Here is a 24,438-nt window from a genome sequence, read left to right on the forward strand (position 1 = left end):
CAGGTAGACGAGGGTTGCCGACGAGTGGTAGCGGATGAGGCGGGCGGGCTTGTTGTAGCGAACGCACTCACTGTGGTGAGCGGGCTTGCCCCGCGTTGGGCTGCGAAGCAGCCCTGAAACCTGGCGACTCGGTCTGACTATTGGACCGCGGTGGCTGGATTGGGAGCGCTTCGCACTCCAACGCGGGGCAAGCCCGCTCACCACAAGAAGCCCGCTCGCCACGACAAGCCTTATCACCACAAAAAGCCCGCTACCCACAACAAGCCCGCTCACCACAAAGCGCGCATCAGCCGAGCAGTCAGGAATCGCGGCGCAGCTCCGGCGGAATGGGCAGGTCCTTGAGCGGATCGGGCCGCTTGCCTTTGCCCGCGCGGTACTGGCGAATCTGATAGACATACGCCAACACCTGGGCCACGGCCAGGTACAGCCCGGCGGGGATTTCCTGGTCGAGGTCAGTGGAGTAGAAGATCGATCGCGCCAGCTCCGGCGACTCCAGCAGCAGGATGTCGTTGGCCACGGCGATTTCGCGGATTTTAAGCGCGGTGAAGTCGCTGCCCTTGGCCAGCAGCATCGGCGCGCCACCCTTCTCCGGGTCGTACTTGAGGGCCACGGCGTAGTGCGTCGGGTTGGTGATGACCACGTCGGCGTCGGGCACCGAGGCCATCATCTTGCGCTGCGACATTTCCCGCTGCAGCTGGCGAATGCGCTGCTTGACCTCGGGGCGACCCTCTTGGTCCTTGTGTTCGTCGCGCACTTCCTGCTTGGTCATCAGCAGTTTCTTGTGGCTTTCCCAGAGCTGGATCGGCGCATCCACCGCCGCGATGATGATCAACCCGGCCGCCATCCACAGCGCACTCCAGCCGACCACCTGCACACTGTGGATGATTGCCGACTCCAGCGGTTCGTGGGCGATGCGCAGCAAATCGTCGATATCCGACGACAACACCGTCAAGGCCACGAACAGAATCAGGATGAACTTGGCCAACGCCTTGAGCAGCTCCACCAGCGCCTTGGCGGAAAACATGCGCTTGAGCCCGGCCGCCGGGTTCATCCGGCTGAACTTGGGCGCCATGCTGCCGGCGGCGAACAACCAGCCGCCCAGGGCGACCGGGCCGATCAAGGCGGCCAGTAGCAAAGTGATCAGAATCGGCTGCACCGCCAGGATCGCGATTTTGCCCGAGTGCAGCAGGTATTGACCCATCGAATCGGGATTGAGCAGCACCTCGCGTGGCAAGGTGAAGTTGTGCTTCATCAACTCCAGCAAGTCCAACGCCAGGCCGCCGCCGTAAATCAGCAGGCCGCCCGCGCCGGCCATCATGGTCGCAACGGTATTCAGCTCTTTGGAGCGCGCAATCTCGCCCTTTTCCCTGGAGTCCTTTTTGCGTTTCTCCGTGGGGTCTTCTGTTTTGTCCTGACCACTCTCGCTCTCGGCCATGGCTCAGCGCGCCCGTGCCAGATCACGTAAGAACTGCAGGGCGTCGGTCGCCAGCGGTTGATACTGATTGAGAATGTCAGCCAGGCCGACCCAGAAAATCCCCATGCCCAACACCAGGGTCAACGGGAAGCCGATCGAGAAGATGTTCAGTTGCGGCGCCGCGCGGGTCATCACGCCGAACGCGATGTTGACCACCAGCAACGCGGTGATTGCCGGCAGCACCAGCAACAGCGAGGCGCCCAGCACCCAACCGAGGCGCCCGACCACTTCCCAGAAATGATTGACCACCAGGCCCGAGCCCACCGGCAAGGTGGTGAAGCTTTCGGTCAGCACCTCGAACACCACCAGGTGGCCGTTCATGGCCAGGAACAGCAACGTCACCAGCATGGTCAGGAACTGCCCGATCACCGCTGCCGACACGCCGTTGGTGGGGTCGACCATGGACGCGAAGCCCATGCCCATCTGGATCGAGATGATTTGCCCGGCAATCACGAATGCCTGGAAGAACAGCTGCAGGGAGAAGCCCAGCAACGCGCCGATCAGGATCTGCTCGGCGATCAGCATCAGCGCGCTGAGGTCCAGCGCATTGACCGGCGGCATGGCCGGCAAGCCCGGCGTGATCACCACGGTAATCGCCACCGCGAAGTACAGGCGCACGCGACGCGGGACCAGGGTGGTGCCGAACACCGGCATGCTCATCAGCACCGCCGTCACGCGAAACAGCGGCAGGATGAAGGAGGCCACCCAGGTGCTGATCTGGGTGTCGGTCAATGCCAGCAAAGACTGCATCGGGTCAGCCGATCAACTGCGGAATACTGCCGTACAACTGCAGGATGTATTCCATGAAGGTCTGCACCAGCCAGGGGCCGGCAACGATCAGGGTGATCAGCATCACCAGCAAGCGCGGGAGGAAGCTCAAGGTCTGTTCGTTGATCTGGGTCGCGGCCTGGAACATCGCCACCAGCAGGCCAACCAACAGGCTCGGCACCACCAGCACGGCGACCATCATGGTGGTCAGCCACAGCGCTTCACGGAACAGGTCGACGGCAACTTCTGGGGTCATGGCCCTACACTCCGCCGAAACTGCCGGCCAGGGTGCCGATAATCAGCGCCCAGCCGTCCACCAGCACAAACAGCATGATCTTGAACGGCAACGAGATGATCAGCGGCGACAGCATCATCATCCCCATGGCCATCAGCACGCTCGCCACCACCAGGTCGATGATCAGGAACGGGATAAAGATCATGAAGCCGATCTGGAACGCGGTCTTCAGCTCCGACGTGACAAACGCCGGGACCAGGATGGTCAGCGGCGCCTGGTCCGGGGTGGCGATGTCAGTGCGCTTGGACAGGCGCATGAACAGCTCGAGGTCGCTGGAGCGGGTCTGCGACAGCATGAAGTCCTTGATCGGGCCCTGGGCCTTGTCGATCGCGTCCTGGGCGGTCATTTTTTCCGCCAGGTAAGGCTGCAGGGCCTGCTGGTTCACCTTGTCGAACACCGGCGCCATGATGAACAGCGTCAGAAACAAGGCCATGCCGGTGAGGATCTGGTTCGACGGCGTCTGCTGCAGGCCCAGGGCCTGGCGCAGGATCGAGAACACAATGATGATCCGCGTGAAACTGGTCATCAGCATCACGAACGCCGGGATAAAGCTCAGCGCGGTCATGATCAGCAGGATCTGCAGACTGACCGAATACTCCTGGGCCCCCGCCGCGTTGGTGCCCAGCGTAATCGCCGGGATCGACAACGGGTCGGCGCCGAACGCCAATGGCGCGGCCAGCAACAGCATGAGCGTCAACAAAACGCGCATTACTTCTTATCCTTCTGATCCTTGCCCAGCAACTCCATCAGGCGCTGGGCGAATTCCGGTGTGGTGGCCTGGGTCTGGGCCACGTCCACCGGCGTCTTGAGCACATGCAACGGGGTGATGCGGCCGGGGGTGAGGCCCAGCAGGATCTGTTCCCCACCGACCTGCACCAGCACCAGCCGATCACGCGGGCCGAGGGCGCGCGAGCCGATCATTTCGATCACCTGGGCGTTGCCCGGCCCGACGTTCTGCACGCGGCGCATCAGCCAGGCCAGCACGAAGATCAGCCCGACCACCAGCAACAACCCCAATACCAACTGGGTCAACTGGCCGCCGATGCCGCTGCTCACCACTGGCGCCGCAGCCGCCGCTTGCGCGACCGGCTCAGCCGCCAGGGCGCTCAATGGCAGCGCCGACAACAGTCCCGCCATCGAATACTTCATCTCAGCGCAACTTCTTGATGCGTTCGCTCGGGCTGATCACGTCGGTCAGGCGGATGCCGAACTTCTCGTTGACCACCACCACTTCGCCGTGGGCGATCAGCGTGCCGTTGACCAGCACGTCCAGGGGCTCACCGGCCAGGCGGTCGAGCTCGATCACCGAGCCCTGGTTGAGCTGCAGCAGGTTGCGGATGTTGATTTCGGTGCTGCCGACTTCCATCGAGATCGAGACCGGGATGTCGAGGATCACATCCAGGTTCGGGCCATCGAGGGTCACCGGGTCGTTGTTCTTCGGCACGCTGCCGAATTCTTCCATCGGCAGGCGATTGCCGACCGGTGCGGTGGCCGCGTCGGCCGCCAGCAGTGCGTCGATATCGTCCTGGCCAACATCGCCGGTTTCTTCCAGGGCAGCTGCCCATTCGTCAGCCAGGGCCTGGTCTTCGGCGGAAGTGTTTTCGTGTTCGGTAGCCATTACATGTCCTCGGCGGAGCAAACATTCATAAATTAGGGATCAGCGACGGTTGATCGGCTCAACCACTTGCAAAGCCAGGTTGCCCTTGTGGGACCCCAGCTTGACCTTGAACGACGGCACGCCATTGGCGCGCATGATCATTTCTTCCGGCAATTCGACCGGGATCACGTCCCCCGGCTGCATGTGCAAAATATCTCGCAGACGCAACTGGCGACGGGCCACGGTGGCGCTCAGGGGCACGTCGACGTCGAGCAGGTCTTCGCGCAGGGCCTTGACCCAGCGTTCGTCCTGGTCGTCGAGGTCGGACTGGAAGCCCGCATCGAGCATCTCGCGCACCGGTTCGATCATCGAGTACGGCATGGTCACGTGCAGGTCGCCGCCACCGCCATCGAGTTCGATGTGGAAGGTCGACACCACGATGGCCTCACTGGGGCCGACGATATTGGCCATGGCCGGGTTCACTTCCGAGTTGATGTACTCGAAATTGACTTCCATGATCGCCTGCCAGGCTTCCTTCAAGTCGATGAAGGCTTGCTCCAGCACCATGCGCACCACCCGCAGTTCGGTCGGGGTGAACTCACGGCCTTCGATCTTGGCGTGACGGCCGTCGCCGCCGAAGAAGTTGTCCACCAGCTTGAACACCAGCTTGGCGTCGAGGATGAACAGCGCGGTGCCGCGCAGCGGCTTGATCTTGACCAGGTTGAGGCTGGTGGGCACGTACAGCGAGTGCACGTATTCACCGAACTTCATCACCTGCACGCCGCCCACCGCCACGTCCGCCGAGCGGCGCAGCATGTTGAACATGCTGATACGGGTGTAGCGGGCAAAACGCTCGTTGATCATTTCCAGGGTCGGCATGCGTCCACGGACGATGCGATCCTGGCTTGTGAGGTCATAACTTTTGACGCTGCCGGGTTCGGCAGCCATTTCGGTCTGTACCAGACCATCGTCCACGCCATGCAGCAGCGCGTCGATTTCATCCTGGGACAGCAGGTCTTGCACGGCCATGTCGTGATCCTACTGCAATACGAAGTTAGTGAAGAGCGCCTGTTCGACCACCACTTTGCCGAGCTCTTTCTGGGCCACTTCCTGCACGCTGGCAGTGACCTTCTGGCGCAGCATTTCCTGGCCCACCGGGGTGGCCAGGGTGTCGAAGCTCTGTCCGGAGAACAGCATCACCAGGTTGTTGCGGATCACCGGCATATGCACCTTGAGGGCATCCAGGTCCGCCTGGTTACGCGCCAGCAAGGTGATGCTCACCTGCAGGTAGCGTTGACGCCCGTTCTGGTTGAAGTTGGCGACAAAGGCCGGGAGCATCGGCTCGAAGATTGCCGGTTGCTTGACGTTACTGGCGGTTTCGGCGGCGGGTGCCGGTTTGCTTGCACTGCTGTGCATGATGTACCAGGTGCCACCCACCGAGGCGCCGATGGCCAGGAGCAGGCCCAGGACTATCAACAGGATAAGCTTGAGCTTTCCTTTGCCTGCGGGTGCTTTTGCTGCGTCGTCGCTCTTCGCCATGCCAATAATCCGTCACTATTCGGGGATTCATAGATCTACGGAAAGGCAAGAGCAAGTGTTATGCCAGAGTTGTCTGGTAATTCAGGAAGAGAGAACACTGCAAATCAAATGTGGGAGCGGGCTTGCTCGCGAAAGCAGTGTGTCAGTCAGCACACATGCAAACTGACACACCGCCTTCGCGAGCAAGCCCGCTCCCACATTTTGGCCTGTGCCAGGCTCAGGATCAGGCGTAGTAGTCGACGGCGCTGGAGCCGATCACGGTAGACGTCACCGGCGCGACGGCCTCAGCCACATCGCCGTGACTGGCATTGTCGCCGTTGTCGCCGCCGCGCCCACCCGTGCCACTCACGCCACGGGTCTGGGCCTGCTGTTGCTGCTGCTCCTGGCCACGGGACTGGTCGGACACGTTGACGTCGACCTGGCCCATGCCTTGCTGGGCGAACATCTCCCGCAGGCGGCCGGACTGGCTTTCCAGCGCTTCACGCACCACCGGGTGGGCGCTCATGAAGTTGACCTGGGCCTGCTGGTCGGCCGTCATGTTGACCTTGATGTCCAGGCGGCCGAGTTCGGCCGGCTGCAACTGGATCTCTGCCGACTTGAGGTTGGCGCTGGAGAGGTACATCACGCGGTTGACGATTTCGTCGGTCCAGCCGCTCTGGTGCATGGCCAGCGGCGCATTGGTCGTGGGCGGCAGCGCATTGGCGGTTTTCGGCGTGGCGGCCTGGGTCAGCGCGGCAAGGCGATTGGCGAAGTCATCGACGCGCGTGTCGCTGCTGGCTTCCTTGAGGTCCTTGAGACCGCCTTCGATCAGCCCGCTGAAGGCCTTCTCGCCGCCGGAGTCAGTGCTGTCCTTGGTGGCTTGCTGGTCGACCATGTTGGCCAGGCCGGCGGCAAAGTTCTGCGCAGCCGTCGGCTGGTCCTGGGTCGGCGCCGGGGCGGTTTTTGCCGGTGCCTGGCTGCTGGCCGACACATGCCCGCCCTGCTCCATCGCCAGGCGCACGGCCGGCATCGCATCCAGTGGATCGGCCTCGGGGTCAAACGCCGGCTTGGCTTCCTCGGTGGCCGCGATCGGCGCCGCAACCACCGGCTGGGCACTGTCGTCCTGGGCGGCAGCCGCCGGTGCCGGGGTTTGCACCGGTACCGGCACAACCACCGGCGTGACCGTGGCAATCAACGCCGGATCGACCACCGGGTCGGTCGGGGGCTGCTGCACCAGGGTCGGATCGACCGGCGCGTCGTCATCGGTGCTGGCACTGTCATCGGACTTGGCCGGCGGCGTGGCAGGCAAGGTATTGCCGCTATCGGCAACCGCTGGCGTGCTGGCGGCAGGCTTGTCGCTGCTGGCGACAGGCTTGGCAGAGTTGTCGGAAGGCTTGTCCCGTGTGGGCTTGGCCGAGTTGTCGTCGGCCTTGATCGCGGGCTTGGCGCCTTGGTTGGCGAACACCTGTGCAAAGCCAGGGCCCTTGTCCCGTGGGTCCGCATCCGCAACCGGCTGCGGGGCGGCGGACGCTTGAGGCTTGGCCGCGGGGGCAGCCTGAAGGAGCGAATTAGGGGCGACTGGCATAGGTAAAGGTCTCCACTGCATGGGGATCGGGGATGCAGTATCGGGAGATAGAGCAAGAGTCGGGCCAGGTTTTACTTGGGCTTGGTTTTGTTGTGTACCTATCCGTGATTCAGGTAACGGCTGATGGATACGTACACCCCCCAACTACACGCCAAACCGCTGCCGCTCGGACTCATACAACGGCTTCACCAACGCAAACTCGTGATCAATCTGATCCACCAGCGCCCCCAGGTCCGCCGAGGACTCAACCGACTCGACCTCCAGCCGCTGGCACAACTGCGCCAGGCGCACCGCGCCGAGGTTGCCGCTGCTGCCCTTGAAGCTATGGGCGATGCGCCCCAGCGCCTTGGCGTCGTCGCGGGCCTTGCGCAGGGCTTCGACGCGCTTTTGGGAATCATCGAGAAAGGTATCGAGCAGCTTGGGGTACTCGCCTTCCATGACTTCCTGCAAACCCGACAACACGTCTGGGTCCAGATGAATATCAACCACTTGCTCGCTCCTTGATCAAGAATCGGCGGATTATGCCAGAGCCCCCCAGCAAAACTCCACGCAGACACTGCGCCCGCCATCGGACCAGCGTACATCGCTGCTCAACTGGCGCACCAGGCTCAGCCCGCGGCCGGACAGACGGTCGATATCCAGCGGCCGGGCCAGCACCTGTTCGACGTCGAACCCCGGCCCGCTGTCTTCCAGGCGCAAGGTCATCTTGCCGCCCACTTCGGTGGGCACCACCTGCACGTGCACGCGCACATAACCGCTGTTCAGCTGCGCCAGGCGATCGTTGCGCAGGCGGTAATACTCGGTAAACCCCTGGGCATCGCGCTTGAGCCGCGAGTCCAGGCCCAGCACGCCATGCTCCAGCGCGTTGGAATACAGCTCGGCCATCACGCTGTACAGCGCCCCGCTCTGCTCACGCAGGCCGTGGATCTCCAGCAACAGCTGCAGCAGGTAGGGCAACGGGTTGTAGCGCTTGAGGGTTTCGGCGCGAAACTCGAAACTCACCGACCAATCCAGCGGGCACGACTGGCCGCTGTCGGCATACAACGGCCCGGTCGCGCGCAACGACTGGCCGGGCTGCAGGGTGATTTCCACCATGCTCACGTCATCCCGCGCCTCGCCGCGAAAGGCCGCCAGCGCCTGTTCAATGTCTTCGAACAGCCGATCCGGCTCGCGATTGGCGGCGAACACCTGCTGCAAACGCTCGGCGCCAAACAATTGATCATTCGCGTCAGCGGTGTCCAGCACGCCATCGGACAGCAGGAACACGCGGTCGCCCAAGGCCATGGGCCAGACTTCGGTGCGATCATCAAAAGCGTCGGCCGAAAGCACGCCCAACGGCAAATGCCGCGACTGCAGCGGCGTGCGCCTGCCACTGGCGACTTCATGCACATAGCCATCGGGCATGCCGCCGTTCCACACCTCCACCACGCGGCGCTGCGTGCTCAGGCACAACAGGGTGGCGCAGCAGAACATGTCCACCGGCAGGATGCGCTTGAGCTTGGCGTTCATCTCGCGCAGGGTCTGCGCCAGGCCGTAGCCCTTGGCGGTCATGCCGTAGAACACTTCCGCCAGCGGCATCGCGCCCACCGCTGCCGGCAGGCCGTGGCCGGTGAAGTCGCCGAGCAGCACGTGCATGTCGCCGGACGGCGTGTAGGCCGCCAGCAGCAAGTCACCGTTGAACAACGCATAGGGCGATTGCAGGTAGCGAATGTTCGGCGCGGCATTGATGCAGCCGGAATGGGCGACCTTGTCGAACACGGCCTTGGCGACCCGCTGCTCATGCAATAGATAGTCGTGGTGCCTGGCGATCAGGTCGCGCTGCTGCAACACGGTGGCCTGCAACCGGCGCAGGCGGTCCATGGCGTTGATCTTCGCGGCCAGGATCAGTTGGTTGTAGGGCTTGGGCAGGAAGTCGTCACCGCCGGCATCCAGGCATTGGGCCAGCGCCTCGCTTTCGCGCAGGGAGGTGAGGAAGATAATCGGCACCAGCGCCTCGCCAGCCAGTTGCTTGATGCGGCGGGCCGCCTCAAAGCCGTCCATCACCGGCATCAGCGCGTCCATCAGCACCAGCTGCGGACGCTCGCGGGCGAACACCTCAACCGCTTGCGCGCCGTTGGTGGCGGTCAGCACCTGATGGCCCTGACGCCGGATGATCGTCGACAGCAACAACAGGTCGGCGGCGCTGTCTTCGGCGATCAATATGCTCAGCGCTTCAGGAACCGGGGCCAGGACGCTCAAGTGAGGTCGAACAATTTGTCGAAGTTGGAAATGGCGAGGATCTTGCGCACGTCAGAATTACTGTTGATCACCTGAACCTCGGCGTTATCGCCACCGGCATGGTCACGCAGCAGCAGGAGCATGCCCAGGGCCGAGCTGTCCATATAAGTGGTGTGCTTCAAGTCCACCACGTAGATCTCGGGCACTTTGTAAAACCGCTCGTAGGCATCACGAAAGGCTTGGTGGCTACCGAAATCGAACCGCCCCTTGATGGTAATCGTCAATTTCGTCCCATCCAGGGATACTTCTGACTCGACTGACATGCGACTGCTTCCTTGTCATTGGCAATGTGCAACAAGGTTTAGCAGGCGAAGCGGATCTGAGCAACACGGCGAATCAAATGCGCGAGCGGATTTGCTCGCGAAAGCAGCCTGCCAGCACCACAGATGCAAACTGACATACCGCCTTCGCGAGCAAGCCCGCTGTCACATTTTTAGAATTGGGATTGACGCGGCAGACGCTGGGACAGTTCGTCGAGCAGCTTCTGCTCACGCTTGTCTTCGATGGCCCGCGCCTCGTCGATGTAGCGCTGCACCAGTTTGCGCAGGCCTTCGACCCGCGCAAACGCTGCTTGCCAGCTCTCGCGGGCTTTATCGAGATTGTTCTGGTGCCAGGCCAGGCTCTGGCGCTGTTGGCCGACGGCGGTTTCCAACTGGTTGAGAAAGCCCTGGTAGCCCATCAGCCACTGGCCGGAAACGCCTTTGCTGCCGCGTTCGATCCATTGCTGCTGGTACTCGCTGCGAAAGCGCTCGAGGTCGCCTAGCTTGCTTTCCGCCAGGCGCACCTGGCCCTGGAAATACCCCAGGCGCTGCACGGCGGTTTTCTCGGCCTTTTCGGCCATGTCCACCACCGGGGCCAGACGTGAAGAACGCGTGCTGGCCATGGCTTAGCCGCCTGGCGCCGGGGCGAAGATCGAGCCCAGGTGCGCTTCGCTTTCACCCATGCTGATCTTGTCGTTGAGGCCCTGGCGCAGGTAGGTCACCAACTGCGGTTGCAGGGCGATCGCCAGGTCGGTCTCGCGATCACCACCGGCGACATAGGCGCCGACACTGATCAGGTCGCGGCTCTGCTGGTAGCGCGACCACAACTGTTTGAAATGCTGCGCGCGCGCCATGTGCTCCGGCGAGACCACGGCCGGCATCACCCGGCTGATCGACGCCTCGATGTCGATGGCCGGATAGTGCCCCTCTTCCGCCAGGCGCCGCGACAGTACGATGTGGCCGTCGAGTACACCCCGCGCCGAGTCGGCAATCGGGTCCTGCTGGTCATCGCCTTCGGACAACACCGTGTAGAACGCGGTGATCGAGCCCCCACCGGCTTCGGCATTACCGGCGCGCTCCACCAACTTGGGCAGCTTGGCAAACACCGACGGCGGATAGCCCTTGGTGGCCGGCGGCTCGCCGATGGCCAGGGCAATTTCCCGCTGGGCCTGGGCAAAACGCGTGAGCGAGTCCATCAGCAACAGGACGTTCTTGCCCTTGTCGCGAAAATATTCGGCGATGCGCGTGCAATACATGGCGGCGCGCAAACGCATCAGCGGTGCATCGTCGGCCGGGGACGCGACCACCACCGAGCGCTTGAGGCCTTCTTCACCGAGGCTGTGCTCGATGAACTCCTTGACCTCACGACCCCGCTCGCCGATCAGCCCCACCACAATGATGTCGGCCTCGGTAAAGCGGGTCATCATGCCGAGCAACACCGACTTACCCACGCCGGTACCGGCGAACAGGCCCAGACGCTGGCCGCGACCGACCGTCAATAATCCGTTGATGCTGCGAATGCCCACGTCCAGCGGCACGCTGATCGGGTTGCGGTTCAGCGGGTTGATGGTCGGGCCGTCCATCGGCACCCAGTCTTCGGCCTTCATCCCGCCCTTGCCGTCCAGCGCGCGACCGGCGCCGTCGAGCACGCGGCCGAGCATGCTCATACCCATGGGCAGGCGACCGGTATCAGCCAACGGCACCACGCGGGCACCGGGGGCGATGCCGGCCAGGCTGCCGACGGGCATCAGGAAAATCTTGCTGCCGGAAAAACCCATGACTTCGGCTTCGACCTGCACCGGGTGGTAGCTGTCGTCGTTGATCACCAGGCAGCGGCTGCCCATGGCGGCGCGCAGGCCCTCGGCCTCCAGGGTCAGGCCGACCATGCGCAACAGGCGCCCTTCGAGGATCGGCTGGCCAGCCAACTCAGTGGCTTCGGCATAGCCACCCAGGCGTTTGGCGAAGCTGGTGCGATCAAGGCGCATCAGGGGCGTCCAGGTCCACACTCAGGTCAGGCTCGGCCGGGTGCAGGGCTTGTTCGTGGAGTTGGTCGAACAGCTTGGCCATGATCTGGCTGATCCGGGTTTCCACCGTCGCATCGATGCGGCTGTGCTCGGTCTCGACGCGGCAACCCCCTGGCTGCAGGGAGGCGTCCTCGACGATGCGCCAGGTTTCTTCATGGCGCTCGCGCAGGGCCTTGACCTGTTCGAAATCCTGCGGGTTGATGTACAGCCGCACATTGCCGACGCCCAGCGGCAGCAATTTGAGCGCTTCGCGCATCACGCTTTCGATGTGGCTGGAATCGAGCACCAGCTCACGCTGGATCACCTGGCGGGCGATATGCTCCACCAGGCCGACCATGGCTTTCTCGATCTGCGAATCCTGCTCGGCGATGGGGTCGAACAAGCCGCCCATCAAGCGCTCCAGGCTGGCGAGCTTGACGGCGAGCGCCGCCTCGGCCTCCTGGCGCACCTTAAGGGTGGTGCTGCGAAAACCATCTTTTTCACCGGCGGAAAACCCTTCGTTGTAGGCCTCCTGGCGGATGCTCTCCAACTCTTCCAGGGTCAGTGGCTGGACTTCTTCCAGCGGCACTTCTTCCATTTCCGCAGGCGGCTCCTCCACCGGTTCCGGCTCGGGCTCCGGCACATGCGGATCGAAGCTGGGCAACGACCAGATGTCGAACCCGCCGACATCCCGCGCGCGAATCAGATCGCTGGGAGCCCCATCTTTGTTCGACATGAGTGGCGCCTTAAATCATTTCTTCGCCGCCCTTCCCGCCGAGAACGATTTCTCCGGCTTCGGCCATACGGCGGGCAATGGTGAGGATCTCTTTCTGCGCGGTTTCCACGTCGCTGACGCGCACCGGGCCCTTGGCCTCGAGGTCGTCGCGCAGCAGCTCGGAAGCACGCTTGGACATGTTCTTGAAGATCTTCTCCTTGACGTTCTCGTCGGAGCCCTTGAGCGCCAGCACCAGCACGTCGGAGGACACCTCGCGCAGCAACGCCTGGATGCCACGGTCGTCGACATCGGAGAGGTTGTTGAACACGAACATGAGGTCTTCGATCTGGCCGGACAGGGTGTCGTCGATCTCGCGGATCGAGTCCATCAACTGGCCTTCGACCGAGCTGTCGAGGAAGTTCATGATGTCGGCCGCGCGCTTGATACCGCCCAGGGTGGTCCGCGAGGCATTCGAGTTGCCCGAGAACTGCTTCTCGAGAATCGTGTTGAGTTCTTTCAAGGCCGCCGGCTGCACGGTGTTCAGCGACGACACGCGCAGGATGATGTCCAACCGTACTTTATGGTCGAAGTGGCCAAGCACTTCACCGGCCTGGTCCGGGTCGAGGTACGCCACGACGATCGCCTGGATCTGCGGGTGCTCGTAGCGGATCACGTCGGCTACGGCGCGCGGCTCCATCCATTTGAGGCTGTCGAGGCCGCTGGTGTTGCCACCCAGCAGGATGCGGTCGATCAGGCCGTTGGCCTTGTCTTCGCCCAGGGCCGAGGTGAGCATCTTGCGGATGTAGCTGTCGGAGCCGACGCCCAGGCTGGTCTGGTCGCCGACGATCTCGACGAACTCACTCATCACCTGCTCGACCTGCTCACGGTGCACATTGCGCATCTGCGCCATGGCCACGCCAACCCGCTGGACTTCTTTAGGGCCCATGTGGCGCAGCACTTGGGCGGCGTCGGTTTCACCCAGCGACAGCAGCAATACAGCGGCTTTGTCGACTTTGGTGAGCTTGGCAACAGCGGCTCGATTATCACTCATCTGCGTTGATCCACTCTTTCACGACCTGGGCCACACGGCCCGGGTCTTCTGCCACCAGACTCTTGATTGCATTCAGCTGAGCGTCATAGCCTTCGCTCGGGCTTGGCAACAGGATGCTTTGCGGGCCGCCGAGGCTGACGCGGTCGTTGGCCAGTTCGCCATCCAGGCCGCCCATGCCACCCAACTCGACGTCGCTGCCACCGAAGGCCGCGAGTTGTTTCTTGCCGTTGCCGGTGATGTTGTTGAGCACCGGACGCAGCACGCCGAACACCAGCACCAGGATGAACAACACACCCAGCACTTGCTTGACGATGTCCCAGAACCACGGCTGCGTGTAGAACGCCGGGTCGGCGATCACTTCGCCACGCTCGGCGGAGAACGGCATGTTGATCACGCTGACGCTGTCGCCACGGCTGGCGTCAAAACCGACGGCGTCCTGCACCAGGCGAGTGAAGCGCGCCAATTCGTCGGCGCTCCAGGGCGCACGGGTAACCGCGCCGTCAGCCGGGTTGACCTTGACCTGGTCATCGACCACCACCGACACCGACAGGCGATTGACACGGCCCTGCTGCTGCTTGGTGTGGCTGATGGAACGGTCGAGTTCGAAGTTCTTGGTGGACTGGTTACGCTTGTCCGCCGGGTACGGGGCGAGCATCGGCTGGCCGGTGGCCGGGTCCATGATCTGCTGGCCGTTGGCGTCCAGCAGCGGCTGCCCAGGTTGCACTGCACCAGCAGTCGCGGCAGCGCCACCGGTGGTTTGCGGCGCGGTGGCCGGTGCCGGTGGCTGGTTGCTCAGGGCACCCGGCACACCTTGCGGGCCATTGCTGGCGGTGCGTTGTTCGCTGGTCGACTGCTCGCTGCGCAAGGCCGGCTGGTCGGGGTTGAACTGCTCGGAGGTCGACTCGACGGCGCTGAAGTCCACATCGGCAGACACTTCAGCCTTGTAGCGGTCGTTGCCCAGCACCGGTTGCAGGATGTTATGCACGCGCTGGGTGAGCATGCTCTCCATGCGGCGGCTGTAGTCGAACTGCTTGCCGGCCTGGGTCAGCGCGGAGTTTTCAGCCTGGTCGGACAGCAGGTTGCCCTTCTGGTCGACCACGGTGATTTGCGACTTGCTCAATTCAGGAACGCTGGTGGCCACCAGGTTGATGATCGCCAGGACCTGGCCAGGCTCCAGGGAGCGGCCGGAAAACAGTTCGACCAGTACCGAGGCACTTGGCTTGCGCTCATCGCGCACAAACACCGAGCTTTTCGGAATAGCCAAGTGCACGCGGGCGCCCTTGACGTTGTTGAGGCTGGAGATGGTGCGGGCGAGTTCGCCTTCGAGGCCACGACGATAGCGAGTGGCTTCCATGAACTGGCTGGTGCCCAGGCCCTGGTCCTTGTCGAGGATTTCAAAACCGATGTTGCTGTCGGACGGGGTCACGCCAGCCGCCGCGAGCTTCATCCGCGCCCGGGCCACGTCGTCGGCCTTGACCAGCAGAGCGCCGGAGTTGGGCTCCACAGTGTAGGAAATGTCGGCAGCCGACAGGGTTTCCATGATCTGCTTGGAATCCATGCCCGCCAGGCTGCCGTACAGCGGCCGGTAATCGGGTTGCTGCGACCACAACACCACGGCAAAACCAATCGCCACGCTGGCAGCCAGGCCGACCATCAGGCCCACCTGACGCAACATGGTCATTTCCGAGAGGTTTTCCAGGAACGACAGGCCAAACAGCGCCGGCTTGCCGTCTGCCTTGGCGGGTACGTTGTCCACGACTGCTTCTGCCATGACTTAAATCTCGTCCTTAAACCGGCATCTGCATGATGTCTTGGTAGGCTTGAACCAGCTTGTTACGCACTTGGGTCAGGGCCTGGAACGAGACGCTGGCCTTTTGCGAGGCGACCATCACATCGGTGAGGTCCACGCCGCTTTTGCCGATCTCGAACGCATTGGCCAACTGGTTGGAAGCTTGCTGGGTATCACTGACTTTGTTGATGGCTTTGCCGAGCATGTCGGCGAAGCTGCTTTGGCCCAATTCCGGCGCTGGCGCGACGGATTTCGGTTGAGCCATGGCATCCATTTGCATGGAGCGCATATCCAACATCAACCGATTGAACTCAATACCCTGGCTCATGACCTTCTCTCTCCCGACAACCCGCAAATTTTTGACACTACGCAGCAATTACTAGGGGAGGTAGCAACAAGGGTGCCAGCTCTGTAGCAACTCGTAAGAAAAGGCGACAAAGCTTGTCCGCCTTGTTACCGATCAGGTGGCGAAAAGATAAGCCTCGACATCCATCCCGGCGTCGCGCATCTGTGCCAGCTTGTAGCGCAGCGTGCGTGGGCTGATCCCCAGGCGTTCGGCGGCTTCCTTGCGGCGGCCGCGCTCGGCACGCAGGGTGTCGATGATCATCTGGAATTCGCGGCGACGCAGGTCGTCGCCCAGGGCCCCGGCGGTCTCGGTTTCGGCGACCACCGGCACCGTTGCCAGGGTCGGGAGCGGCGCCGCGCCACTGCCCATGGCCAGGCAGAAATCCTGGGGCTGGATCAAGCCGCCCTGCTGCAAAATCAGCGCGCGCTGGATAGCGTTGTCCAATTCGCGCACGTTGCCCGGCCATGGATAGCCGATCAGGCACGCCTGGGCCTCGGCCGAGAGCCGCGCCTGGGCATGCTTCATTTTTTTGACGTGGTTGTTCAGCAGGCGCTCGGCCAGTGGAATGATGTCCGCCGGGCGTTCGCGCAACGGACGCCAGGCCAGCGGAAACACCGAGAGGCGGTAGAACAGATCCTCACGGAAGCGCCCCGCCGCCACTTCACCGGCAAGGTCTCGGTTGGTGGTGGCCACCACGCGGATATCCAGCTGGATCGGCTTGCGCGCCCCCACACGTTCCACTTCACGCTCCTGCAGCACCCGCAGCAGCTTGGCCTGCAGGCCCAGGGGCATCTCCGAGATCTCGTCGAGCAAGATGGTGCCGCCGTCCGCCTGCTCGAACTTGCCCGCCTGGGCCGCGATGGCGCCGGTAAAGGAGCCCTTTTCGTGGCCGAACAGCGTGGCTTCGAGCATGTTGTCGGGGATCGCCGCGCAGTTGATGGCGATGAACGGTTGTTTGGCGCGAGTCGATTGCTGGTGGATATAGCGCGCCAGCACCTCTTTACCGGTACCGGACTCGCCGGAAATCAACACGGTCGAATCGCTGCGCGCCACGCGGGCCGCCAGTTCCAGCAACTGCGCGCTGGCCGGTTCGAAGGCAATCGGGCCCTCGCTGTCACTGGCCGTGATCACGCCCAGGGCATGCCGCGCCACCAGTTCGATCAGGGCCTTGGGCTCGAAAGGCTTGACCAGGTAATCCGCCGCGCCCTGGCGCATTGCATCCACCGCGCGCTCAACGGCGCCATGGGCGGTCATCAGCAACACCGGCAGTTGCGGCTGGCGCGCACGCAGCAGGCCGAGCAACTGGTGGCCGTCCATGCCGGGCATGTTCACGTCGCTGACCACCAGGCTGAAGGTTTCCTGCTCGACCGCCTCCAAGGCGTCCTCGGCAGAACCGACCGCCCGGTAGTCATGGCCCGCCAGCAACAGCGTGTCAGCCAATGCTTCACGCAGGGCGCGATCGTCTTCCACCAACAGAACCTTGATAGCCATTACTTTTTACTCCGCGCCTGCCGCGCATGAAAACAGCGGCAAGGTCATCAATGCACAGGTGCCACGCCCGACTCGGGAGTGCAGTTGCAATTCTCCCTGATGGGCACGTGCCACCGCCTTGACCACGGTCAGGCCGAGGCCGGTACCGTTGGTCTTGGTGGTAAAAAACGGCTCGCCCAGGCGCTGCAATACGACCGGGTCGATACCGCTGCCGCTGTCGCTGATGCACAGGCGCAGGGTTTGCTCGCGGCTGTACAGGTGCACCTTGAGGCGCGCGCCGGGGCCACTGGCCTGGGTGGCGTTTTCGATCAGGTTGAGCAGCGAGCCGACCAGGGTGTCGCGGTTGCACAGCAGCTCACCGAGATGACTGTCGCACTGCCAGCGCACCTGGACGTCTTGAATATGCGTGGCGGCTGCAGCCTGCAGGGCCTGCATCAGCGCGGCCGGAGTGATGCGGTCAGTCAGCGGCAATTCGCCACGGGCAAACACCAGCATGTCGCGCACCTGGTGCTCCAACTCGTGCAGGCGCTCCTTGAGGCGCCCGGCAAATCGCTGGTGGGTGGCAGCGGGCAATTGCTCATCAGTCAAATGACTGGCGTAGATCAACGCCGCCGACAGGGGCGTGCGGATCTGATGCGCCAAAGAAGCGACCATCCGCCCCAGCGACGACAAACGCTCGTGGCGCGCCAGCTGGTCTTGCAGGTGACGAGTTTCAGTCAAGTCGTTGAGCAGCACCAGCTGGCCCGGCTCCGCATCCAGGGAACGGGTGGCGATGGACAAGCGGCGGCCGTCCTTCAGGGAGATTTCGTGGCCGTCGTCTTCGCGCGGCGCAAAGCAGCGCGTGATGACATGACGCCACAACTCACCTTCCAGCGGCAGGCCGAGCATGTCGCAGGCCGCCGGGTTGGCTTCGCGCACTCGGCCCTGATCGTCAATCACGATCACGCCGCCCGGCAACAGTGACAGCAGGTTTTGCAGACGGTTGGCCAGGCGCTCTTTCTCGGCCAGCTCTTCCATGCGCTGGGCACTGACCACCGCCAGCTCGCCTTTAAGCTCGGAGACCCGGGCTTCCAGCAGGCTGTAGGAGTCAGTCAATTGGCTCGACATCTGGTTGAACAGCGAAAAAGCCTGCTCCAGGCCATTACGGCTGAGTTCTTCTACAGACGGGGCAGGCCCCTGCAGGACAGGGACCGAAGATAGTTGGGCGGCGTGGGGCATCATGCTCTCTCGCTTGGCTGACCGTCAGTTAAACGGAACGTTGCGAGGGCTGTAGCAATAGTTGTGCCGAAAAAAAACCGCTGAAATTTCAGCGGTTTGGAAAACAGGCGTCAATCATCCGCCTGTTCATCACCTTCTTTGCGGCTCATACCGTACTTGCGCATCTTCTCAACCAGGGTGGTTCGGCGGATGCGCAGGCGCTCGGCAGCCCGCGCGACGATGCCATTGGCGTCATCCAACGCCTGCTGGATCAACCCCTGCTCGAGGTTGCCGAGGTAGTCCTTGAGGTCCAGGCCTTCGGGCGGCAGCATGGCGGTGGAGCCGAAGTCCGGGGTGTGGCCGTTGATGGCGACGCGCTCTTCCATGTCACTGCGCAGGCTGTCGACCAGTTGCTCGTCTTCATCGTCGACGTAGCGGAATTTCTTCGGCAACTCGACCACGCCGATCACGCCGTAGGGGTGCATGATCGCCATGCGCTCCACCAGGTTGGCCAGCTCGCGGACGTTGCCCGGCCAGCCGTGGCGGCACAGGGACATGATCGCCGCCGAGTTGAAACGGATCGAGCCGCGCTTTTCGTGCTCCATGCGCGAGATCAGTTCGTTCATCAGCAGCGGGATGTCCTCCACGCGCTCGCGCAGCGGGGCCATCTCGATCGGGAATACGTTGAGGCGGTAGTACAAGTCTTCGCGGAAGCTGCCCACCTCGATCATGCTTTCGAGGTTCTTGTGGGTGGCCGCGATGATGCGCACGTCGACGCTTTGGGTCTTGTTGCTGCCCACACGTTCGAAGGTACGTTCCTGCAGCACGCGCAGCAGCTTGACCTGCATCGGCAGCGGCATGTCGCCGATTTCGTCGAGGAACAGCGTGCCGCCGTTGGCCAGTTCGAAACGCCCGGCACGGCTGGTGATCGCCCCGGTAAAGGCGCCCTTCTCATGGCCGAACAATTCGCTTTCCAGCAGCTCGGCCGGGATCGCCCCGCAGTTGACCGGCACAAAAGGCCCGTCGCGGCGCTTGGAGTGATAGTGCAGGTTGCGTGCGACCACTTCCTTGCCGGTGCCCGACTCGCCGAGGATCAGCACGCTGGCGTCGGTGTCGGCCACTTGCTGCATCATCTGGCGCACGTGCTGGATCGCACGGCTGGTGCCGACGAGGCTGCGGAACAGGTTGGGTTCGCGGTGGCGACCGCGCTCGCGCGCCTGGTCATACATCTCGCGATAGACCTGGGCACGGTGCAGGGAGTCGAGCAATTTGCTGTAGCTGGGCGGCATTTCCAGGGTGGACAGCACGCGGCGGCGCTGGTCTTCAGGCAGGTCGATAGAAGAAATATCGCCCATCAGCAACACCGGAAGGAACTCATCCCAGGTTGACAGTGTCTTTAACAAGCCCAAAACAGCGCCAGGAGCGTTCACCGTCCCGATCAGCACACAAATGACTTCACGGCTCGATGACAATGAGCTGACCGCCTGCTGCCAATCATGGCTGCCGCAGGGCAAATTTTCTTCGCCAAGAAAATTCAAAATCACCGCTAAATCGCGGCGGCGGACGCTATCGTCATCAATCAGCAGAATTTTGGTTTCACGCCACATGCAATAGCAACTTCCCTAGTAAAACGCTCTGCCCCAAGAGTGAGGGCAATCGAGACGCCTGTAAGACTTCATGCCTTACTAGACGTCTGAAATCTGAAAACAGCACTAGTTAAGTCAAAAATGCTGGCACAGTCAAATATATGACGCGCCGTTCGGATTAACTGAGCTCATTCAGCCGAACAGATGGTAAACCTTTGACGCATTTTTCGCTTGGTTGATCTGCGACATCTCTTCGAAAATCGCCTGCCGCTCGCCCGTCGTCACCTCAAGCAATTGCTGGTAAACCGCGAGCAGGCTCTCAAGCTTCTCACGCAACGCATCCTCGTCGACCGGCGCCTCACTGAGCACCTGCTCGATCACGTCGCGACACCCCATGTCGAGCTCGCCAATCGCGTCCCAGTTACGGTCCGCCAGCGCGCCCATCAGCGCCTCACGGGTTTCATCAATGCGTTGCAGTGCTTGGCTCATCACATAGTCCTCAAGGCCCTCAGGCCCTTCTCTGCTGCGCCTTACTCGGTTACAGCCTGTGGCGCGGCGATGGCATCCCAGCCTTCTTTCACGGTAATCAACAAACGCGCCACTTCGTCGATCATGTCGGCGTCGTTATGCAGGTTCGCCTCCATCAGGCGGTTGGTCATGTACGCATACAGACTTTCCAACTGCTGGACGTAAGCCGGGTTATCACTTTTTTCTGCATCCAGGCCGTCACGCAGCCCGATCACGATATCGATAGCCTTGCCGAGCATCAGGCCCTTCTGCGCGATGTCACCACGCGCCAGCGCACCTTTGGCCTGGGCCATGCGGTCCAGCCCGCCTTCCATCAGCATCTGCACCAGGCGATGAGGGCTGGCTTCGGAGATCTGAGCATGGGAATTGACCTTCTGGTATTGGCGAAGGGCTCTCATGGGATTCATGTTTCTACCTCGTGACAGGCGACAGCGAAAAGGGTTTCAGTAACCAATATGTCGACGGGTTCGCAAAAAGCTTTAGCACCAGTCGTCTCTCGATAAAAAAAGGCCAGGCAGGTTGCCTGGCCTTTTTTTATTCGCAGCGATCAACTATTGGTCTTTGGGTTGTTCAGCGCATTGAGCGTGGTCATCACACTGGTGCTTTGCTGGCGCAACTGGGCAACCAGGGTGTCCATGGCGTTGTACTTGTCCGAGAGGCTCTTGGTCAGCAGGTCCATGCGCTCGTCCAGGGAGGACTGTTGCTTGGTCAGGTCCTTGAGCGTGTCGGACAACGAGGTGGAACGCGTTGCCAGGATGCCGGTGGTGGACTTGGCGTAGTCGTCGGTGGCGCTTTTCATGCGCGCCAGCATGCCGCTTGGGCCGGTGAACATGCTGTTGATATCGGCAGCGTTGGTTTTTACCGCTGCGTCCCACTTTTTGTCGTCGATCGTCAGCAGACCAGTGCTCGAGTTGGTGACCACACCGAACTGAGCCAGGGACTTGAACTGACCAGTGCCCGACAGCGCGTTGAACTCATTACGAATCGCCGCCTGGAGCGAACGCATGGTGGAGTCGCCCGTCAGGGTCGCCCCCGTGGTACTACCGTCCAGGTTGGTGGTGACCTTGGTTTCGGCGTTCATGGCAGTGACCAAAGCGTTGTAGGAGTCAAGAAACCCCTTCACGCCGGATTTGAGCGCAGTGTTGTTGGTGCTGACGGTGATGAGCGTGGCGTTCTTTGCCGGTGGATTACTGGTGTCGCCAGTCTTGACTGTCGACACAGACACCAGCTTGATGTTCACACCACTCAGGGCACCTTCAATACTGTTGGTTTTGGAAACCGAAGCAACACCGTCGATGCTGTACAGCGCATCCTTGGGCTCATCAACCACCGTGGAGCCAAGATCCAGCCCCGAATTACCCGACAGCTTCAGGTCAGAGCCGGTACCCATGGTGGTCGAGGTCAGGATCAACCGCGAGCCGTTGGAGTCGGTCTGGATGTTCGCACTCAAGCCCGAGGTGCCGAACTGGGTGTTGATCGAGTCACGCACCTGCTGCAAGGTCGCGCCGGCAGGAATGTTGACGTCATAGCCCTTGCCGGACTGCGTGATGGTCAGAGTCGTCGGCTTGTCAGTGGCATTCACCACTGTCGAGGTACCACCCGAGAAGTTCTTGCTCGACAATTTGGACGCCTGGGCCAACTGGTCCACGATCAGGCGGAAACTACCATTGGACGCAGTATTACTGGCGGTCATGGTGGCGACTTTTTCATCCGAGGAAGAACCGGTCAAGCCGGTGAAACTGCTGTCCTTGGTCATTGAGTCCAGCGCACCACGAAACGCATCCAGCGCCGCCTGAATCTTGCCGATCGAAGACAGCGTGGTGGTCGCCTTCTGGGACGCGGTATTGATCTGCGTCTGCTTGGGCACCTTTTCGGCGTCCACCAAGGACTTCACGATCGCTTGCGTATCGATGTTCGAACCGATACCACTTACCGTTGAACCCGCCATCATCTATCTCCTGTTCGGTGGCTGCCGTTATCTTGACTTATTACGCCTCAAGACAACTCAGCAACAAGTTTCATGCCAGCTCAAGCCTTGTCGTCAAACAACACGTGGCTTGCGCTGGAGAGGCTCTGTGCCAGTTTCAATGCCGTTTCCGACGGAATCTGGCGAATCACTTCACCATTGTCGGTATTGATGACCTTGACCACCACACGGTGAGTCGTGTCATCAATGGAAAAATCCAGGCTGCGCTGGGCAGCTTGTACGAATTCGCGAATGTCGGTTACCGCTTTTTCCAGGTCCGCACGCTCAGGCTGTTTGCCGATGGCGGGGGTTTCCTGGACTTGGGTGGTGCTTTTGTCGGCTGCCACCTGAACAGGCGCGCTCTGAGGTGCAACCGGCGGATAAGACTGGTTCAGCTTTACACTCATGTCCATGTCCAATCTCCTCTAAACCGAAAAAACGGAAGGGCACGTAGACGCGCCCTTCCGTTAGTTACCAAGCGCTGGAATTACTGAAGCAGTTTCAGTACAGCGGATGGCAGCTGGTTGGCCTGCGACAGGATCGCGGTGGACGCCGACTGCAGGGTTTGTTGCTTGGTCAGTTCGGCGGTTTCGGAAGCGAAGTCGACGTCCTGAACGGTGGAACGTGCAGCGGTGGAGTTCTTCTGAATGTTCTGCAGGTTGTCTGCAGTGGTAGTCAGACGGTTCTGGGTAGCACCCAGGCCCGAACGAACGCCGTCGATGGTGCCGATGGCCTTATCCAGAATCGCGATAGCGTTCTGAGCGTTGTAGGCGTCGGTTACGTCGGTTTCAGCAACGCTGATCTTCTTGGAAGATACGTCAGCGCCACCGAATACAGCAGCGGTGCCAGCATCAGCGATCGAGTAGCCTTTGGACGAATCCAGCGAAACCTGACCAGCAGCAACGATTACAGCGCCATCAGTAGCACCCAGAGCAGTAGCGGTGCCAGCTGGAACGGTATCAGTAGCGTATTTGCCGCTGCCGTCTTTAACGTCAACCGAAATTGCGTCAGCGCCAGTACCAACGGCCTTGAACGAAAGGTTTTCGCCGGTATCGGATTTAACTTCCAGAGTCCCCTTGGCTTCGTCGTAGTTAACGCTGATGCCCAGTTTGGCGGCGTTGGACTTCAGTTGGTCGGCCAGGCTAGCAGTGTCGGTCACGCCAACGAACTTAACGGTAGATTTTCCTACAGTCAGCTCGAAGTTGGCGGCTACGCCCGGAACTGCTGGGTTAGCGACTGGATCCGCGCCTGCTGGAGTACCCTTGGTCTTGGCTTCATCAACCGAGAACTTAACTTGAGTGCTGGCAGTAGCGCTCAGGCCACCGATGGCACCGTTCAGGCCAGCAGCGATGGTCTTAGCCGAGTCGCCCGCTTTTACTTCTACTGCAGCAGTCTGACCGTTACCAGTAACGTTCAGGGTGGTAGCGCCGTAGCCAGTAGCGTTTGGCTTCAGTGCAGCCGACTTGATCTGCTGCGAACCGATGTTATCGGCAGCAACGTTTTCCAGGCTCAGGTTGATGGTTTCGTTGGCGTTTGCGCCAACCTGAATGGCCTTGGTACCGTACGAACCGTCCAGCAGCTTCTGGCCACCGAAAGTAGTGGTTTGCGAAATACGGGTCAGTTCCGAAGTCAGAGCCTGGTATTCGTCGTTGTTCGACTTACGGTCGTCAGCGCTGAGGGAGCCAGTAGCGGAGGACAGAGCCAGGGTACGCATTTTCTGCAGGATGTCGGTCGAAGCCTGCATCGCGCCTTCAGCGGTCTGAGCGATGGAGATACCGTCGTTCACGTTTTTTACTGCTTGGCCCAGGCCGTTGATTTGGCTGGTCAGGCGGTTAGCGATCTGCAGGCCGGCAGCGTCGTCTTTAGCGCTGTTGATACGCAGGCCGGAAGACAGGCGCTGCATGGAAGTGGCCAGGGCGCCGCCAGCTTTGTTCAGGTTGCCCTGAGTAGTGATCGAAGCAATGTTGGTGTTTACTGTTAAAGCCATGACGA

The 24,438-nt window shown here is 61.7% G+C and carries 26 protein-coding genes; all 26 read right to left on the bottom strand.

Annotated elements, in window-relative coordinates; genetic code table 11:
- Positions 1-298: 298 nt before the first annotated feature.
- Entirely contained in the window at positions 299-1,435 is a 1,137-nt protein-coding gene (flhB, locus tag JFU04_RS21040) for a flagellar biosynthesis protein FlhB (protein ID WP_065909824.1), read from the bottom strand.
- Positions 1,436-1,438: 3 nt separating this feature from the next.
- Complete coding sequence (gene fliR, locus JFU04_RS21045; RefSeq protein WP_065909822.1) at positions 1,439-2,224, bottom strand: flagellar biosynthetic protein FliR; 786 nt, start codon at positions 2,222-2,224, stop codon at positions 1,439-1,441.
- A 4-nt stretch (positions 2,225-2,228) separates the two neighbouring features.
- Positions 2,229-2,498 carry a flagellar biosynthesis protein FliQ gene (gene fliQ / locus JFU04_RS21050; RefSeq protein ID WP_003214552.1) on the bottom strand — a complete coding sequence of 90 codons (270 nt, stop codon included), beginning with the start codon at positions 2,496-2,498 and terminating at the stop codon, positions 2,229-2,231.
- Between the two features lie 4 nt (positions 2,499-2,502).
- Positions 2,503-3,246, bottom strand: coding sequence for a flagellar type III secretion system pore protein FliP (gene fliP / locus JFU04_RS21055; RefSeq protein WP_016976565.1), 744 nt, complete (start codon positions 3,244-3,246; stop codon positions 2,503-2,505).
- Positions 3,246-3,686 (bottom strand): flagellar biosynthetic protein FliO, encoded by a 441-nt coding sequence (fliO, locus tag JFU04_RS21060; RefSeq protein WP_065909820.1) that lies wholly within the window; start codon positions 3,684-3,686, stop codon positions 3,246-3,248. The genes fliP and fliO overlap by 1 nt, the downstream gene beginning before the upstream one ends.
- Position 3,687: 1 nt before the next feature.
- Complete coding sequence (gene fliN, locus JFU04_RS21065; protein ID WP_003214557.1) at positions 3,688-4,155, bottom strand: flagellar motor switch protein FliN; 468 nt, start codon at positions 4,153-4,155, stop codon at positions 3,688-3,690.
- A 39-nt stretch (positions 4,156-4,194) separates the two neighbouring features.
- Positions 4,195-5,163, bottom strand: coding sequence for a flagellar motor switch protein FliM (gene fliM, locus JFU04_RS21070; protein WP_065909818.1), 969 nt, complete (start codon positions 5,161-5,163; stop codon positions 4,195-4,197).
- A 9-nt stretch (positions 5,164-5,172) separates the two neighbouring features.
- The gene (gene fliL, locus JFU04_RS21075) at positions 5,173-5,673 is read right to left on the bottom strand and encodes a flagellar basal body-associated protein FliL (RefSeq protein ID WP_065909816.1); all 501 of its coding nucleotides are present in this window, start codon (positions 5,671-5,673) and stop codon (positions 5,173-5,175) included.
- A gap of 223 nt (positions 5,674-5,896) precedes the next feature.
- On the bottom strand, positions 5,897-7,237 hold the full coding sequence (locus JFU04_RS21080; protein ID WP_106803037.1) for a flagellar hook-length control protein FliK: 1,341 nt from the start codon (positions 7,235-7,237) through the stop codon (positions 5,897-5,899).
- 144 nt (positions 7,238-7,381) lie between these two features.
- On the bottom strand, positions 7,382-7,726 hold the full coding sequence (locus JFU04_RS21085; protein WP_065909810.1) for an Hpt domain-containing protein: 345 nt from the start codon (positions 7,724-7,726) through the stop codon (positions 7,382-7,384).
- A 30-nt stretch (positions 7,727-7,756) separates the two neighbouring features.
- Positions 7,757-9,475 carry an ATP-binding SpoIIE family protein phosphatase gene (locus tag JFU04_RS21090; protein ID WP_201145658.1) on the bottom strand — a complete coding sequence of 573 codons (1,719 nt, stop codon included), beginning with the start codon at positions 9,473-9,475 and terminating at the stop codon, positions 7,757-7,759.
- Positions 9,472-9,777 carry an STAS domain-containing protein gene (locus tag JFU04_RS21095; protein WP_106803036.1) on the bottom strand — a complete coding sequence of 102 codons (306 nt, stop codon included), beginning with the start codon at positions 9,775-9,777 and terminating at the stop codon, positions 9,472-9,474. Before JFU04_RS21095 ends, JFU04_RS21090 begins: the two co-directional genes overlap by 4 nt.
- 170 nt (positions 9,778-9,947) lie before the next feature.
- Positions 9,948-10,397 carry a flagellar export protein FliJ gene (fliJ, locus tag JFU04_RS21100; RefSeq protein WP_065909807.1) on the bottom strand — a complete coding sequence of 150 codons (450 nt, stop codon included), beginning with the start codon at positions 10,395-10,397 and terminating at the stop codon, positions 9,948-9,950.
- 3 nt (positions 10,398-10,400) lie between these two features.
- Positions 10,401-11,759: a flagellar protein export ATPase FliI gene (gene fliI, locus JFU04_RS21105; protein WP_201145659.1), complete on the bottom strand. Its 1,359-nt coding sequence runs from the start codon at positions 11,757-11,759 to the stop codon at positions 10,401-10,403.
- Complete coding sequence (fliH, locus tag JFU04_RS21110) at positions 11,749-12,513, bottom strand: flagellar assembly protein FliH (protein ID WP_065909803.1); 765 nt, start codon at positions 12,511-12,513, stop codon at positions 11,749-11,751. Before fliH ends, fliI begins: the two co-directional genes overlap by 11 nt.
- Before the next feature lie 10 nt (positions 12,514-12,523).
- Positions 12,524-13,543 (bottom strand): flagellar motor switch protein FliG, encoded by a 1,020-nt coding sequence (fliG, locus tag JFU04_RS21115; RefSeq protein WP_010208743.1) that lies wholly within the window; start codon positions 13,541-13,543, stop codon positions 12,524-12,526.
- On the bottom strand, positions 13,536-15,314 hold the full coding sequence (gene fliF / locus JFU04_RS21120) for a flagellar basal-body MS-ring/collar protein FliF (RefSeq protein WP_201145660.1): 1,779 nt from the start codon (positions 15,312-15,314) through the stop codon (positions 13,536-13,538). Before fliF ends, fliG begins: the two co-directional genes overlap by 8 nt.
- Positions 15,315-15,330: 16 nt before the next feature.
- Complete coding sequence (fliE, locus tag JFU04_RS21125; RefSeq protein ID WP_065909800.1) at positions 15,331-15,660, bottom strand: flagellar hook-basal body complex protein FliE; 330 nt, start codon at positions 15,658-15,660, stop codon at positions 15,331-15,333.
- Between the two features lie 132 nt (positions 15,661-15,792).
- Positions 15,793-17,169, bottom strand: coding sequence for a sigma-54-dependent transcriptional regulator (locus tag JFU04_RS21130; RefSeq protein WP_201145661.1), 1,377 nt, complete (start codon positions 17,167-17,169; stop codon positions 15,793-15,795).
- A gap of 6 nt (positions 17,170-17,175) precedes the next feature.
- On the bottom strand, positions 17,176-18,387 hold the full coding sequence (locus tag JFU04_RS21135; protein ID WP_106805615.1) for a sensor histidine kinase: 1,212 nt from the start codon (positions 18,385-18,387) through the stop codon (positions 17,176-17,178).
- A 110-nt stretch (positions 18,388-18,497) separates the two neighbouring features.
- On the bottom strand, positions 18,498-19,973 hold the full coding sequence (locus JFU04_RS21140; RefSeq protein WP_065909797.1) for a sigma-54 dependent transcriptional regulator: 1,476 nt from the start codon (positions 19,971-19,973) through the stop codon (positions 18,498-18,500).
- 171 nt (positions 19,974-20,144) lie between these two features.
- Positions 20,145-20,441 carry a flagellar protein FliT gene (gene fliT / locus JFU04_RS21145; RefSeq protein ID WP_028617332.1) on the bottom strand — a complete coding sequence of 99 codons (297 nt, stop codon included), beginning with the start codon at positions 20,439-20,441 and terminating at the stop codon, positions 20,145-20,147.
- A 41-nt stretch (positions 20,442-20,482) separates the two neighbouring features.
- Positions 20,483-20,887: a flagellar export chaperone FliS gene (fliS, locus tag JFU04_RS21150; protein WP_065909795.1), complete on the bottom strand. Its 405-nt coding sequence runs from the start codon at positions 20,885-20,887 to the stop codon at positions 20,483-20,485.
- 140 nt (positions 20,888-21,027) lie between these two features.
- Positions 21,028-22,428, bottom strand: coding sequence for a flagellar filament capping protein FliD (fliD, locus tag JFU04_RS21155; protein WP_120449338.1), 1,401 nt, complete (start codon positions 22,426-22,428; stop codon positions 21,028-21,030).
- Between the two features lie 80 nt (positions 22,429-22,508).
- Complete coding sequence (locus tag JFU04_RS21160) at positions 22,509-22,859, bottom strand: flagellar protein FlaG (RefSeq protein WP_120449340.1); 351 nt, start codon at positions 22,857-22,859, stop codon at positions 22,509-22,511.
- Positions 22,860-22,933: 74 nt separating this feature from the next.
- The gene (locus tag JFU04_RS21165) at positions 22,934-24,433 is read right to left on the bottom strand and encodes a flagellin N-terminal helical domain-containing protein (RefSeq protein ID WP_120449342.1); all 1,500 of its coding nucleotides are present in this window, start codon (positions 24,431-24,433) and stop codon (positions 22,934-22,936) included.
- Between the last annotated feature and the right edge of the window lie 5 nt (positions 24,434-24,438).

This window comes from Pseudomonas sp. TH21 (assembly GCF_016651025.1).
Taxonomy (GTDB): Bacteria; Pseudomonadota; Gammaproteobacteria; order Pseudomonadales; family Pseudomonadaceae; genus Aquipseudomonas; species Aquipseudomonas aylmerensis.

What these genes read in the sequence shown, in the direction of transcription:
- JFU04_RS21095 (WP_106803036.1), bottom strand. Translation starts at nt 9,777, where the DNA reads ATGTCAGTCGAGTCAGAAGTATCCCTGGATGGGACGAAATTGACGATT.
- fliP (WP_016976565.1), bottom strand. Translation starts at nt 3,246, where the DNA reads ATGCGCGTTTTGTTGACGCTCATGCTGTTGCTGGCCGCGCCATTGGCG.
- JFU04_RS21080 (WP_106803037.1), bottom strand. Translation starts at nt 7,237, where the DNA reads ATGCCAGTCGCCCCTAATTCGCTCCTTCAGGCTGCCCCCGCGGCCAAG.
- fliS (WP_065909795.1), bottom strand. Translation starts at nt 20,887, where the DNA reads ATGAATCCCATGAGAGCCCTTCGCCAATACCAGAAGGTCAATTCCCAT.
- JFU04_RS21130 (WP_201145661.1), bottom strand. Translation starts at nt 17,169, where the DNA reads ATGGCTATCAAGGTTCTGTTGGTGGAAGACGATCGCGCCCTGCGTGAA.
- fliD (WP_120449338.1), bottom strand. Translation starts at nt 22,428, where the DNA reads ATGGCGGGTTCAACGGTAAGTGGTATCGGTTCGAACATCGATACGCAA.
- fliE (WP_065909800.1), bottom strand. Translation starts at nt 15,660, where the DNA reads ATGAGCCAGGGTATTGAGTTCAATCGGTTGATGTTGGATATGCGCTCC.
- JFU04_RS21135 (WP_106805615.1), bottom strand. Translation starts at nt 18,387, where the DNA reads ATGCCCCACGCCGCCCAACTATCTTCGGTCCCTGTCCTGCAGGGGCCT.
- fliR (WP_065909822.1), bottom strand. Translation starts at nt 2,224, where the DNA reads ATGCAGTCTTTGCTGGCATTGACCGACACCCAGATCAGCACCTGGGTG.
- JFU04_RS21140 (WP_065909797.1), bottom strand. Translation starts at nt 19,973, where the DNA reads ATGTGGCGTGAAACCAAAATTCTGCTGATTGATGACGATAGCGTCCGC.
- fliN (WP_003214557.1), bottom strand. Translation starts at nt 4,155, where the DNA reads ATGGCTACCGAACACGAAAACACTTCCGCCGAAGACCAGGCCCTGGCT.
- fliO (WP_065909820.1), bottom strand. Translation starts at nt 3,686, where the DNA reads ATGAAGTATTCGATGGCGGGACTGTTGTCGGCGCTGCCATTGAGCGCC.
- fliF (WP_201145660.1), bottom strand. Translation starts at nt 15,314, where the DNA reads ATGGCAGAAGCAGTCGTGGACAACGTACCCGCCAAGGCAGACGGCAAG.
- flhB (WP_065909824.1), bottom strand. Translation starts at nt 1,435, where the DNA reads ATGGCCGAGAGCGAGAGTGGTCAGGACAAAACAGAAGACCCCACGGAG.
- fliG (WP_010208743.1), bottom strand. Translation starts at nt 13,543, where the DNA reads ATGAGTGATAATCGAGCCGCTGTTGCCAAGCTCACCAAAGTCGACAAA.
- fliJ (WP_065909807.1), bottom strand. Translation starts at nt 10,397, where the DNA reads ATGGCCAGCACGCGTTCTTCACGTCTGGCCCCGGTGGTGGACATGGCC.
- fliL (WP_065909816.1), bottom strand. Translation starts at nt 5,673, where the DNA reads ATGGCGAAGAGCGACGACGCAGCAAAAGCACCCGCAGGCAAAGGAAAG.
- fliT (WP_028617332.1), bottom strand. Translation starts at nt 20,441, where the DNA reads ATGAGCCAAGCACTGCAACGCATTGATGAAACCCGTGAGGCGCTGATG.
- fliM (WP_065909818.1), bottom strand. Translation starts at nt 5,163, where the DNA reads ATGGCCGTGCAAGACCTGCTGTCCCAGGATGAAATCGACGCGCTGCTG.
- JFU04_RS21160 (WP_120449340.1), bottom strand. Translation starts at nt 22,859, where the DNA reads ATGGACATGAGTGTAAAGCTGAACCAGTCTTATCCGCCGGTTGCACCT.
- fliQ (WP_003214552.1), bottom strand. Translation starts at nt 2,498, where the DNA reads ATGACCCCAGAAGTTGCCGTCGACCTGTTCCGTGAAGCGCTGTGGCTG.
- fliI (WP_201145659.1), bottom strand. Translation starts at nt 11,759, where the DNA reads ATGCGCCTTGATCGCACCAGCTTCGCCAAACGCCTGGGTGGCTATGCC.
- fliH (WP_065909803.1), bottom strand. Translation starts at nt 12,513, where the DNA reads ATGTCGAACAAAGATGGGGCTCCCAGCGATCTGATTCGCGCGCGGGAT.
- JFU04_RS21165 (WP_120449342.1), bottom strand. Translation starts at nt 24,433, where the DNA reads ATGGCTTTAACAGTAAACACCAACATTGCTTCGATCACTACTCAGGGC.